Origin of the sequence: Pseudotenacibaculum sp. MALMAid0570 (assembly GCF_040151415.1) — a bacterium.
Taxonomy (GTDB): Bacteria; Bacteroidota; Bacteroidia; order Flavobacteriales; family Flavobacteriaceae; genus Polaribacter.
Window position 1 is genome coordinate 193,171 of record NZ_JBDKWF010000044.1, and the last position, 12,864, is coordinate 206,034.

Annotated in this window: 10 protein-coding genes; 4 read left to right on the forward strand and 6 right to left on the reverse strand. The window is 33.4% G+C overall.

The annotated features are described in order from the left end of the window. Positions 1-87: 87 nt before the first annotated feature. From AAON49_RS02980 to AAON49_RS03000, 5 genes are all read right to left on the reverse strand, one after another. Entirely contained in the window at positions 88-1,830 is a 1,743-nt protein-coding gene (locus tag AAON49_RS02980) for a NupC/NupG family nucleoside CNT transporter (protein ID WP_349552532.1), read from the reverse strand. 10 nt (positions 1,831-1,840) lie between these two features. Continuing rightward, the gene (locus tag AAON49_RS02985) at positions 1,841-2,446 is read right to left on the reverse strand and encodes a bifunctional nuclease family protein (protein ID WP_349552533.1); all 606 of its coding nucleotides are present in this window, start codon (positions 2,444-2,446) and stop codon (positions 1,841-1,843) included. 91 nt (positions 2,447-2,537) lie between these two features. Continuing rightward, complete coding sequence (locus AAON49_RS02990) at positions 2,538-3,506, reverse strand: electron transfer flavoprotein subunit alpha/FixB family protein (protein ID WP_349552534.1); 969 nt, start codon at positions 3,504-3,506, stop codon at positions 2,538-2,540. Positions 3,507-3,524: 18 nt separating this feature from the next. After that, positions 3,525-4,271 carry an electron transfer flavoprotein subunit beta/FixA family protein gene (locus AAON49_RS02995; RefSeq protein ID WP_349552536.1) on the reverse strand — a complete coding sequence of 249 codons (747 nt, stop codon included), beginning with the start codon at positions 4,269-4,271 and terminating at the stop codon, positions 3,525-3,527. Between the two features lie 56 nt (positions 4,272-4,327). Continuing rightward, complete coding sequence (locus tag AAON49_RS03000; protein ID WP_349552537.1) at positions 4,328-5,287, reverse strand: hypothetical protein; 960 nt, start codon at positions 5,285-5,287, stop codon at positions 4,328-4,330. 287 nt (positions 5,288-5,574) lie between these two features. Between AAON49_RS03000 and AAON49_RS03005 the strand changes: the two genes are divergently transcribed. Both AAON49_RS03005 and AAON49_RS03010 read left to right on the forward strand, forming a co-directional pair. Then, complete coding sequence (locus tag AAON49_RS03005; RefSeq protein WP_349552538.1) at positions 5,575-6,552, forward strand: pyruvate dehydrogenase complex E1 component subunit beta; 978 nt, start codon at positions 5,575-5,577, stop codon at positions 6,550-6,552. A gap of 62 nt (positions 6,553-6,614) precedes the next feature. After that, entirely contained in the window at positions 6,615-9,119 is a 2,505-nt protein-coding gene (locus AAON49_RS03010; RefSeq protein WP_349552539.1) for a DUF5686 and carboxypeptidase-like regulatory domain-containing protein, read from the forward strand. Between the two features lie 3 nt (positions 9,120-9,122). Here AAON49_RS03010 and AAON49_RS03015 read toward each other — a convergent pair whose 3' ends face one another. Then, on the reverse strand, positions 9,123-9,554 hold the full coding sequence (locus tag AAON49_RS03015; RefSeq protein ID WP_349552540.1) for a hypothetical protein: 432 nt from the start codon (positions 9,552-9,554) through the stop codon (positions 9,123-9,125). A 113-nt stretch (positions 9,555-9,667) separates the two neighbouring features. Between AAON49_RS03015 and AAON49_RS03020 the strand changes: the two genes are divergently transcribed. Together AAON49_RS03020 and AAON49_RS03025 are read left to right on the forward strand one after the other, a co-directional pair. Then, complete coding sequence (locus AAON49_RS03020; protein ID WP_349552541.1) at positions 9,668-10,180, forward strand: inorganic diphosphatase; 513 nt, start codon at positions 9,668-9,670, stop codon at positions 10,178-10,180. Positions 10,181-10,293: 113 nt separating this feature from the next. After that, positions 10,294-12,759: a sodium-translocating pyrophosphatase gene (locus tag AAON49_RS03025; protein WP_349552543.1), complete on the forward strand. Its 2,466-nt coding sequence runs from the start codon at positions 10,294-10,296 to the stop codon at positions 12,757-12,759. Positions 12,760-12,864 lie beyond the last annotated feature (105 nt).

The following is a 12,864-nucleotide window of genomic DNA, read 5'->3' on the forward strand; positions in this document are numbered from 1 at the left end:
TTAGTGACCAAATTAAAAAAAAGCTCCAATTCGTTTGAATTGAAGCTTCTAATATTGTGATAAAGTTATTAACGATTTGTTTATAGTTTAGCCGATAATCATTCCTGCTATAGTTGCCGACATTAGAGAAGCTATAGTTCCTCCAATCAAGGCCTTCATTCCAAATTCTGATAGTGTTTTTCTTTGCCCTGGGGCTAAGGATCCAATTCCTCCAATCTGAATTCCGATGGATGCAAAATTGGCAAACCCACAAAGCATATAAGTGGCCATGATAATGGATTTATTATAGGTTAAATGCGTTGCACTAGCTACATTTTTTAATTCTGCTAATTGGATATAACCTACAAATTCACTGGCTGCTAATTTGATTCCTAATAATTGCCCCATTAAAGCCATATCTTCAGTAGCTACACCAATCAACCACATTAAGGGGGCAAAAGCGTAACCTAAAAGAAATTCCAATGATAGTTCTTTATATAAAGTATTAGAAGCAATAATTTCATTTAATGATTGAAACTCCCAACCGAAATATTCTATTCCATCAAAACTTCCAACCAAACCAAGTATTCCATTAACCATAGCTATAAAAGCCATAAAAACTAATAGCATAGCACCAACGTTAACTGCTAGCTTTAATCCTTCAGAAGTTCCATTGGCAATTGCATCTAAAATATTGGACCCTATTTTTTCTGATGACACATGAACATCAGTATTCACTTTTTCAGTTTGAGGATATAAAATCTTTGAAATTACGATTGCTCCTGGCGCAGCCATAACTGAGGCAGCTAACAAGTGTTTAGCATAAAGTAATTTAAGAGCGTCATCATCTCCACCTAAGAAACCAATATAAGCTGCTAGAACTGCTCCTGCAACTGTGGCCATTCCACCAATCATCACCAACAGCATTTCTGACTTATTCATTTTTTCTAAATAAGCTTTAATCAATAGTGGTGCTTCCGTTTGGCCTAAGAAAATATTTCCTGCAACTGACAAGCTTTCTGCTCCAGAAATTTTTAAAATCTTCGATAATAACCAAGCCAATGCTTTTACTACTTTTTGAATAATTCCTAAATAGAATAATACAGAAGTTAGTGCAGAGAAAAAGATAATCGTAGGCAATACTTGAAATGCAAAAATGAACCCAAAAGTATCCATATCAGAAATAAGCCCTTTAAATAAAAACTCACTTCCAGCTTGAGTGAACTCCAAAATGCTCACGAAACCTTTACCAACTATATCAAAACCTGCTTGTATAAAAGGTACTTTTAAAACTCCTATTGCAATTAACAGTTGAGCGCCTAATCCTATCCCAACTGTTTTCCAGTCAATTCTTCTTTTATTTGAGCTAAATAAATAAGCAATAATAAGCAAGACGATCATTCCTAAAGCACCTCTCCATAAACTTGTAAATGAGAATCCTTGACTTGGAATAATTTGTGAAACAACTTCTTTGGTCTCTGCTTTTACAACTGTATTAGCAGTCGTCTTTCCTAATGCAAAATTATAGGAGACATTATTCTCTGTGATAGTTAACAAAGAATCTGTTAACTGAGCAATATTGTAATAACGTACAGTGTCTTTAGGACTTGTATAGTTAAAAATTAACAGGTTGTTCTGATGGATATAGCTTCCTTCAGCTTTTAAATTATCTTTAGCAACTAATGTGTAAGAAAACTTCCCTTCTTTCAAATTGAAAGCATCGCTTTCATCAATCTCTATAATTTCTTTTCCCTCTTTTTCTATGGAATGGAAATTCCAGTTTTGTTCTATAGATTGTGAGAACCCAAAAAATGAGATCAAACAAAAAACAAGAATGATGCTTTTTTTCATATAAGTAGTTTTATGAACGTTTGCTTATTTCGTCGCGAATTTTAGCTGCTAACTCATAATCTTCATTAGATACAGCTTCATTAAGCTTCTCATGCAATTCTTTTAATGAAAAAGACGAAAACCTTGAGCCGCTTGGTTTCTCTTCTAGAGTAACCTCAACAGCTTCTGGGTCTAAATTTTCTTTGATAGCAATTTCTTCCTCTATTTTCAAGTAGATTCCTGCTTTATCCAAGATATTCTCATAGGTATAAATTGGGGCTTGAAAACGAACAGCAATGGCAATAGCATCAGATGTTCTTGTATCTATAATTTCTTCTACACCATCTTTTTCACAAATTAGACTAGAAAAGAAAATACCATCAACTAACTTATGAATAATAACTTGCTTTACTTGAATATCAAATCGCTCAGAAAATGTTTTAAACAAATCGTGGGTCAAGGGTCTTGGTGGTCTAATCTCTTTTTCAAGAGCTATCGCTATAGATTGTGCTTCAAAAGCTCCTATAATAATTGGAAGTGTTCTAGTTCCTTCCATTTCACTCAAAACAAGTGCATAAGCACCGCTTTGAGTTTGACTGTAAGAAATCCCCTTTATGGTTAGTTTTATTAAACTCATGTAGCTATCGTCAAAAAATAAAAGAGCTGTCCAATTATGGCAATCACCAAAAATTAGACAGCCCTTTTACTAGGGCACAATTTACTAAAAATTATGAGTTCTGTGCTTTAAATTCTTTCAGTTTGCTAATTAATTGAGGTACAACCTCAAAAGCATCTCCTACAATACCATAATCAGCTGCTTTAAAGAAAGGTGCTTCTGGATCTGTATTAATTACCACCTTTACTTTTGAAGCGTTAATTCCCGCTAAATGCTGAATGGCTCCAGAGATTCCAATAGCAATGTATAAATTGGAAGCAACTGGCTTTCCAGTTTGTCCAACATGTTCACTATGAGGTCTCCATCCTAAATCAGATACAGGTTTAGAACAAGCTGTTGCGGCACCTAAAATATCTGCTAATTCTTCTACCATTCCCCAATTTTCTGGTCCTTTTAAACCTCTTCCCGCAGAAACAACAATATCTGCATCTGCTATGGTTACTTTTCCTGTAGCTTTTTCAATATTAGTAGATTTTACTCCAAAATCTGCATCAGAAAGTGTAGCTTCAAAAGTTTCTGTAGAAGCTGTAACTGCATTCTCATGAATTCCATATGAATTTTTAGCTAATCCAATTACTTTGTTTTCTGTAGAAATTACTGTATTGTTAAACCCTTTGTTAGAAAAAGCTTTTCTTTTTACTGTAAAAGGACTTGTTGAGCTAGGTGCGTCTACCACATTAGAAGCATATCCTGCATTCATTGCTACTGCTACTAACGGTGCTACATAAAATCCATCTACTGTTGAATCGATTACTACTACGTTTGCTCCTTTTGATTCTGCTGCTTGTTTGATAACAGAAGCATATCCTTTGGCATTAAAAACTGCTAATTGATCATTGCTTACTTTAACAATACTTTCTGCTCCATAGTTTTGCAATTCAGATGCATTTTCTGCATTGATTGTTAATGCAACTAGGTTAGTTCCTAATTGTTCTGCTACTTTTTTCCCATAAGAAACTACTTCGAAAGCCGATTTCTTAAATTTTCCGTCTGTTGAACTTGCGTATACTAAAACTGACATATCTCTCTTTTCTTATGATTAAATTACTTTTGCTTCATTATGTAATAAGCTGATGAGTTCATCAACATTATTAGCATCTACTAATTTTACAGCTCCTTTTGGCGCAGGTTTTTCAAACGATTGTGATGAAGTTGCATTCTCAGCACCTGTTGATTCTACAACGCTTAATGGTTTTTTACGAGCCATCATAATTCCTCTCATATTTGGAATACGTAAATCTGATTCTTCTACAATTCCTTTTTGCCCTGCAACAACTAATGGCAATGATGTAGTAACAGATTCGCTTCCTCCATCAATTTCTCTAGTTGCAGTTGCATTAGTTCCATCTACTTCTAATCCAACACAACCGTTTACAAAATTGAAATCTGTAATTGCTGCCAACATTCCTGGAACCATTTGCCCGTTATAGTCACTCGATTCTTTTCCAGCTAATACTAAATCGTAACCTCCTTTCTTAACAACTTCAGCTAATTCTTTTGCAACTGAAAAACCATCAGTTGGCTCTGCATTTACTCGGATTGCATCATCTGCTCCAATCGCTAACGCTTTTCTAAGCGTTGGCTCTGTAGTTGTATTTCCTACATTAACAACAGTTACGGAAGCTCCTTGTTTTTCTTTAAACCACATAGCACGAGTTAACACAAACTCATCATATGGATTGATTACAAACTGAACACCATTTGTGTCGAATTTAGTGTCATTATCTGTAAAATTAATCTTAGAAGTGGTATCAGGCACATGACTGATACAGACCAATATTTTCATTTAAAATGTATTTTAATTTGATGGCTACGAAGATACTACTTAATAATTAAAAAATACTATGCATGCATAATATTTTTTTGTTGTATTGCATAAAAAAACAAAAAAGGAATTGTAAGTCCGAAATAAGAAATATCAAATAAATTCAAGAAGATATTTCGATAAAAACCTTCTTCAAAACCATTCAATAAAAACCTTACTAAAACCAAACTAAATACCAATAAGGATAAGACAAAGAAAATTTTGTTTGGAGCATTAAATCTTTTCGAAAGTAAAAAAGAAAGCGTTAAAAAGAAAGCTGACAAAAACCAAGGCGCCTCTCCTGTTTGATTATTCAACGGATTATATTGAAGAAAAATTTCCCAACTAGGAATTGTAATTAAAACAGGAAGAGAAATCAAGAATATAAATGACACTAAAGCTATAATAAAAATCAGTTTATTCTTCATTTGAGCTTTCATAAAAGGCATGAAAAACATAATGATTAATGGCATTACAACAATTAACCTTGTTAATAAAAAAAGAGCTATAAGAAAAGCGAGAAGAACAGGCTTTTCAAAATAATTTTCTTCATTTTTTTTACTCCACCAATACATAAAAAAAGAGAGTAAGAAAACATTGCTCATTAAATCACTTTTTACAAATACCTCCCATAAAAAAGCTGGACACATTAGCAACAAACACAGAACACCTATCTTTCTGTAATTACTAATTTCAAGCTTATAAAGAAATAATAATATTAGCATGAATACGAAAACCTGTAAGTATCCTACATCTCCTAAAAGATAAAATGGCATTCCTAAATAAAATAGCCCTGGTAGATTAGATGTGGTATCTCCTTTTCCATCCAAAAAAGTAGTATAAGGGTATTCCCCAGATAATACATGAGAGATAGTAGTATTCATCCCTTTATATCTCAAAACATTTAGCGAACTTTCATCTATATATAAATTCAACATCAAGAATACTAGGAAAGCTAGAAACCCAATAGAAAAGAAAAGCAATCGGAAATTTTTCATTCTATCAAGCCAACATTTCAAAAGGTGAAATTTTTTTGCACTCAAAATCACAAAAAAAACATAAACCGTAACAAGAATAAAAACAGGTACATAGTTCTGACGTTGTCCATATTTTATGACATAAAATACATTAATCATGATATAGACAAATAGCGCAATTTTATCTTTTGAAAATTGTAAAAACTGTAACATTGAAATCGTTATCGCATTTTGCAAGTGAATGTACATTTTTTTTCTTGAGAATTTCCCTATTTTTGCTGTTCAATAAAAACAACTAGAATAAATCAATGAAGACAGTTCAGTTTCGTGAAGCCATTTGTGAGGCAATGAGTGAAGAAATGCGAAGAGATGAAAGCATCTATTTAATTGGAGAAGAAGTTGCAGAGTATAATGGTGCTTATAAGGCAAGTAAAGGAATGTTAGATGAGTTTGGAGAAAAACGAGTAATAGATGCTCCTATTGCTGAGTTAGGCTTTGGAGGAATTGCCGTTGGTTCTGCAATGAATGGTAATAGACCTATTGTTGAATATATGACCTTTAATTTCTCTTTAGTAGGTATTGATCAGATTATAAACAATGCCGCTAAAATTAGGCAAATGTCAGGTGGTCAGTTTAATTGTCCGATTGTTTTTAGAGGACCTACAGCTTCTGCAGGTCAGTTAGCTGCAACACACTCTCAAGCTTTTGAAAGTTGGTATGCCAATTGTCCTGGGTTAAAGGTTATTGTTCCTTCAAATCCTTATGACGCTAAAGGTTTATTAAAAGCAGCTATTAGAGATGATGATCCAGTAATTTTCATGGAGTCTGAACAAATGTATGGAGATAAAATGGAGATTCCTGAAGGTGAGTATATCATTCCTATTGGTGTAGCTGATATTAAAAGAGAAGGAACTGATGTTACTGTTGTTTCTTTCGGTAAGATTATCAAAGAAGCTTATAAAGCTGCAGACGAATTGGCTAAAGAAGGTATTTCTATTGAAATTATCGATTTAAGAACAGTTCGTCCAATGGATCATGCTGCTATTGTAGAATCTGTTAAGAAAACCAATCGTTTAGTTATCCTTGAGGAAGCTTGGCCTTTTGGTAGTGTTTCTTCAGAGATTACATTTAGAATTCAAGATGAAGCTTTTGATTACTTAGATGCTCCAATTAAAAGAATTACAACAGCAGATACGCCTGCTCCTTATTCGCCAGTCTTATTAGAAGCTTGGTTACCAAATAGCAGTCATGTAGTAAAAGCTGTAAAAGAAGTTTTATACAAATAAATCGCATTTTTTTGCGTTATAATAACTTCATCGGCATAAAAGTTGATGAAGTTTTTTTTCTTATGAAGCGATATTTCTCAATTATCATTTTCCTTTTTTCATTTACGGTTGCCTCAGCTCAAACAAAAGTAAGTGGACGTGTTTTTGATGAAAACAACGAACCTGTTGCTTATGCCAGTATTGTATTTAAAGGATCTATAGAAGGAACAACCACTGATGAAAACGGTAGGTTTTACCTAGAATCTAAAAAAACATGGCAAACCTTAATTGTTTCTTTTTTAGGTTATGAAACTTTAGAATATGCATTTACAAAAAAGGTTAATTATAACATGAAGTTTGTTCTTAAAGAAGAGGCAAACACATTAAATGAGGTAGTAATTGTTACAGGAAAACAACCTAAGAAAAACAATCCAGCTATTGATATCCTTCGTAAAATATGGGAAAAGAGACGTAAAAACGGAGTTAAAAAATTCAATCAATATCAATATAAAAAATATCAAAAAGTAGAATTCGACCTTAATACAATTGATAGTACTTTTAAAAAGAAACGATTGTTTAGAGGACTAGAATTTGTCTTCAAAAATGTAGACACCTCATCTATTACAGGAAAAACATACCTTCCTGTGTTCTTAAATGAATCGGTTTCTGAAGTTTATGGCGATAACGAAATCAATAAAGAAAAAGAGGTTGTAAAAGGAAATAAGAATACTGGATTTAGTAACAATCAAGCCATCATTAACTTTATTGATGACCTCTATACAGATTACAACATCTACGATAATTACCTGAAATTCTTTTACAAAAGTTTTGTAAGCCCTTTATCTCGTACAGGAATTCAAAACTACAATTACTACTTAGCGGATAGTGCTTTCATAGATAACAAATGGTGTTATAATATCATTTACTACCCTAGAAGAAAAAACGAATTAACATTCAAGGGAGATTTTTGGGTGAATGACTCCACATTTGCTATTAAAGAAATTAACATGCAGGCTTCCAAGAATGCGAATATCAACTGGGTAAAAGACATCTATATAGAGCAAGAGTTTGACATTTTAAATGATTCAATATTTCTTTTAAAAAGAGATTACTTCCTTTCAGATTTTGCATTAAATAAAAGAGAAAAATCTAAAGGTTTGTATGGTAAACGAACAACTCTTTATACAAACTACGTATTTGATAAAAAATTAGATGAAAAATTCTACGACAAGAAGCAATATGAATACGATGAAACTGTTTACAATCAGCCTGATGAGTTTTGGGAAAAGAATCGTTTAGAAAAATTAAATAAAGATGAGCAAGGAGTATATGAACTCTTAGACACTCTCAAAACGGTTAAAAAATTCAAACGAATTTATAATACCATTGCAACGCTATCTTCTGGTTATTATGAATTTGACAAAATTAATTTTGACTATGGTCCGATCTTCTCAACGTTTGGGTTTAATGATGTAGAAGGATTACGTTTAAGAACTGGTGGTAGAACTTATTTTGGCTATAATGATCCTTGGCGAATAGAAGCTTACACGGCTTATGGTTTTAAAGACAGAAGATTTAAATACGGAATTCAAGGAAAAGCTTTGCTTGACAAGAAAAGTCGTTTGATTATTTCTGGAGGAAACAGAAGAGATGTAGAACAAATTGGAGCTACCCTAACCTCTTCTACAGATGTTTTAGGAAGAAGTAATGGTTCATCTTCAATTGTAGGAACTGGCGCTAATGACAAGCTAACGAACATCAATCTTTCTATGTTTTCTGTTCAAATAGAACCACTACGAAATTTTGTATTCAGCCTTTCTTCTAGTTACAAAACACTTAGATCAGCTTCTCCTACTTTTAGTTTAGATTATAACAATCCTGATTCTCCTAGCGGAATTTCTTCTCAAATCAAACAATACGAGACTATTTTTACGGCAAACTATTTCCCTGGAAGAAAAGTTTCTGGTCATGGAGTAGAAACTGCAACGAATACTGATCGTTTGCGAAATATTTTCTTACAAATTACTCGAGGTGATAAAGGTGTACTTAATAGTGACTTTGATTATACAAAAGTACAATTTGCTTATACACAACCTTGGTTTATCGGTGGTTTAGGGAGAATGCGCACATCACTAGAACTGGGAAAAACCTATGGCGAAGTTCCTCTTGGATTGTTAAGTGTTGTTCCTGGGAATCAAACGTATTTTGCCTTTTTCAACACGTTCAATCAATTAGATTTTTACGAATTTGTAACAGATACTTACGCTTCTTTTCATTTAGAACATAACTTTAACGGAAGACTCTTTGCAAGAATACCTTTATTACGAAGATTAAATTTAAGAACTGTTATTGGATTTAGAACAGCATGGGGTGAATTATCTAATGAAAACATTGCTTTGAATACTACTACGAATCCATCGCAAATTGTTTTAAGAGCTCCAAATAGCACTCCGTATTATGAGTATAGTATTGGAATTGCAAATATTTTGAAAGTATTGCGAATTGATTTTAATTTCAGAGGGAACTACTTAAACAACCCTGGCGCTCGTAAATTTGGAATTACATTCGGAACCGGATTCTTCTTTTAAACTTTAGTAAGTGTAAGAAATTGCATCGTTAAAAGCTTGAATGTTTAAGATTACTTCTTCTTTCCCAGAAATTCTTAAAGGACGAAGATCAAAACTAACTGTAACCATTTCAGAAAACTGACATCTATCATCTGTATCTAAGAGTAGTCTTAAATTTCTTTCTGGCAAGCTAGAATCGATAATATTTCCAGAATCAATTAACTCTACTTCAGTATCATTAATATCACAAGTAGCACTAATAGCAATATCCATTAAAAGGCAATCTCCTTCAACTCTTGCACTTTGAATTAAAAAATCTCCTCTATTAATTGCGTTGTTAAATAAATCAGAAGACACAAATGCAAATCTTCCACAAACTGGAACATCAGCTTGACGTTGATCACAACCAAAAACAACAATCAACATTAAAAAGAAAAAACCTTTTCTAAATCGCATAAAACACTCAATAAATTTTTCATAAAGTTAATTAAAAAATGTAGTACATACTTTTAAAATAAGATTGTTCACAACATTACAATTACCTATCTTTGCGGCCCAAAATTAAAAGCATGAAAACATTTGACGTTTTAATAGAAATTCCAAAAGGAAGTAGAAACAAATATGAGTATGATTTTGAGTTGAAGAAGATTCGTTTCGATCGAATGCTTTTTTCGTCTATGATGTATCCAGGTGATTATGGATTTATCCCTGAAACTTTAGCTTTAGATGGAGATCCTTTAGACGTATTGGTAATGGGTACTGAACCTACTTTTCCAATGTGTGTTATGGAAGTAAAACCTATTGGGGTTTTTCACATGGCAGATGAAAAAGGCCCAGATGAAAAATTAATTTGCGTGCCGGTAACCGACCCTATTTGGAATACTTATAAAGACATTACAGACCTAAATCCACACAGAAAAAAAGAAATTACTCACTTCTTTCAAGTGTATAAAGATTTAGAGAAAAAGAAAGTAGATGTAGGTGGCTGGGGTAATGCAGACGAAGCTTATGAAATCTATGAAAAGTGTGTAGAACGTTATAAAAATAGCGAGCATAAAACTAAAGGGAATTTTACCATATAGTTTTTAGACAACACATACTTAATAACAGCCCTTTGATATTCAATATAAAAGGGCTTTTCTTTTCGAGTCTATTTTACTACTTTTGCCCAGCTTAATAAACAAAATCAAACTATATGGAAGCAAATATCATTTTTGTACCAATGGCATTAGCAATCTTAGGATTACTATTTATGTTCATCAAAATGTCATGGGTAAAAAAACAAGCTGCAGGTAATGACAGAATGCAAGAAATTTCAAAAGCAATTAAAGAAGGTGCTTTAGCATTCTTAGGTGCAGAATATCGTTTACTATTAATTTTTGTAATCATTGCATCAGGTGCTCTTTTTGGAATTTCACAATATGTAGAAACTACTAGTGTAATGATTATTCCTGCATTTATTATTGGAGCATTTTTCTCTGCTTTAGCAGGTAATGTTGGAATGCGTATCGCTACTGAAGCAAATGCAAGAACTGCCGAAGCTGCAAAGACAAGTTTACCACAAGCTTTAAAAGTTTCTTTTGGAGGTGGAACTGTAATGGGATTAGGTGTTGCAGGATTAGCTGTACTAGGTTTGAGTTTATTATTCTTCGTTTTCTTAGGTCAGTTTATGACTGAAGGTGGAGACTTCTATAATGATATGACTGTAGTTTTAGAGACTTTAGCTGGTTTCTCTTTAGGAGCTGAATCTATTGCTTTATTTGCTCGTGTTGGAGGTGGTATCTATACAAAAGCTGCTGATGTTGGAGCTGATTTAGTAGGAAAAGTAGAAGCAGGAATTCCTGAGGACGATCCACGTAACCCAGCCACAATTGCTGATAACGTAGGTGATAATGTAGGTGATGTTGCTGGTATGGGAGCCGATTTATTTGGTTCATATGTAGCTACAGTATTAGCCGCTATGGTATTAGGAAACTATGTAATCAGAGACATGTCTGCTACAAGTCAGTTTACTGATGCCTTTAACAACATGGGACCAATCTTATTGCCATTAGTGATTGCTGGAGTTGGTGTATTAGCATCAATTATTGGTACCTTCTTGGTACGAATTAAAGACAATACTGCTAAAGAGGCACAAGTACAAAAAGCTTTAGACTTAGGAAACTGGGTTTCTATCTTATTAACATTAGTTGCTAGTTATTTCTTAATCGATTGGATGTTACCAGAAACAATGCAAATGAACTTCTTTGGAGAAGGGACTAAGGCTGTTTCTTCAATGAATGTATTCTATGCTGCCTGTATAGGATTAGCTGTAGGTGCATTAATTTCTGTAGTAACTGCATACTATACAAGTTTAGGTAAAAAACCTGTTTTAGACATTGTAAAAAATAGTTCTACTGGAGCTGCAACAAATATCATTGCTGGATTAGCTGTAGGTATGAAATCTACTTTCTTATCTGTTATCTTATTTGCTGCTGCAATCTTTGGATCTTACTTCTTAGCAGGATTCTACGGAGTTGCTTTAGCTGCTTCTGCAATGATGGCTACAACAGCTATGCAATTAGCAATTGACGCTTTTGGTCCTATTGCTGATAACGCTGGTGGTGTTGCTGAAATGAGTGAACTAGAAGAACACGTTCGTGAAAGAACTGATATTTTAGATTCTGTAGGAAATACAACTGCTGCAGTAGGTAAAGGATTTGCAATTGCTTCTGCTGCTTTAACAGCATTAGCTTTATTTGCTGCTTATGTAACCTTTACTGGAATTGACGGAATCAATATTTTTAAAGCTGATGTATTAGCTATGTTATTCGTAGGAGGAATGATTCCTGTAATCTTCTCTGCATTAGCTATGGAATCTGTAGGTAAAGCTGCTATGGAAATGGTACAAGAAGTACGTCGTCAGTTTAGAGAGATTCCTGGAATTATGGAAGGAAAAGGAACTCCTGAATATGCAAAATGTGTAGACATCTCTACCAAAGCTGCCTTAAAAGAAATGATCTTACCTGGTTTAATTACCATTATTACTCCAATCTTAATTGGTGTATTATTTGGAGCTGAACCATTAGGTGGTTACATGGCTGGAGTTTGTGTATCTGGTGTAATGTGGGCGATCTTCCAAAACAACGCTGGAGGTGCTTGGGATAATGCTAAGAAATCTTTTGAAGCAGGTGTAGAAATCAACGGAGAAATGACATACAAAGGTTCAGATGCTCATAAAGCTGCTGTAACTGGAGATACTGTTGGAGATCCTTTTAAAGACACTTCTGGTCCTTCTATGAACATCTTAATTAAATTAACTTGTTTAGTAGGATTAGTAATCGCTCCAATGTTAGGAGGTCACGGTACTGAAAAACATGCTGATGCTAACGTTTGGATTCAAGAAGATGGAACTGAGATTAAAGTAACTTCTAATGCTAAGTTTATTTCTGACAAAGATGTAGACATCAATAAATCGATAAAGGTAAAAATGACTAAGAACGATGATGGAACTGTAAAAGCAGTGGTTACAACTTCTACAACTGAAAACGGAGAAACTGTTACTAAAGAAGAAATTTTTGAAGGAACTAAAGAAGAAGTAGAAAAGAAGATTGAAGCTTTTAAAGGTACCGACAAAAACATCAAAGTAAGAATTAAAAAAGAGGTGAAAGAAGAAAAATAACCTCCACTTCTTATAAAAATAAAAAAGCCGCTCAAATGAGCGGCTTTTTTATTTTTCATATATTCACATCATTATCAAATAATTAGAACACTTTCTATTCACTAG

Bases quoted from the DNA above. Each gene is read 5' to 3' on its own strand.
- AAON49_RS02980 (WP_349552532.1), bottom strand. From the start codon at position 1,830: ATGAAAAAAAGCATCATTCTTGTTTTTTGTTTGATCTCATTTTTTGGG.
- AAON49_RS02985 (WP_349552533.1), bottom strand. From the start codon at position 2,446: ATGAGTTTAATAAAACTAACCATAAAGGGGATTTCTTACAGTCAAACT.
- AAON49_RS02990 (WP_349552534.1), bottom strand. From the start codon at position 3,506: ATGTCAGTTTTAGTATACGCAAGTTCAACAGACGGAAAATTTAAGAAA.
- AAON49_RS02995 (WP_349552536.1), bottom strand. From the start codon at position 4,271: ATGAAAATATTGGTCTGTATCAGTCATGTGCCTGATACCACTTCTAAG.
- AAON49_RS03000 (WP_349552537.1), bottom strand. From the start codon at position 5,287: ATGAAAAATTTCCGATTGCTTTTCTTTTCTATTGGGTTTCTAGCTTTC.
- AAON49_RS03005 (WP_349552538.1), top strand. From the start codon at position 5,575: ATGAAGACAGTTCAGTTTCGTGAAGCCATTTGTGAGGCAATGAGTGAA.
- AAON49_RS03010 (WP_349552539.1), top strand. From the start codon at position 6,615: ATGAAGCGATATTTCTCAATTATCATTTTCCTTTTTTCATTTACGGTT.
- AAON49_RS03015 (WP_349552540.1), bottom strand. From the start codon at position 9,554: ATGCGATTTAGAAAAGGTTTTTTCTTTTTAATGTTGATTGTTGTTTTT.
- AAON49_RS03020 (WP_349552541.1), top strand. From the start codon at position 9,668: ATGAAAACATTTGACGTTTTAATAGAAATTCCAAAAGGAAGTAGAAAC.
- AAON49_RS03025 (WP_349552543.1), top strand. From the start codon at position 10,294: ATGGAAGCAAATATCATTTTTGTACCAATGGCATTAGCAATCTTAGGA.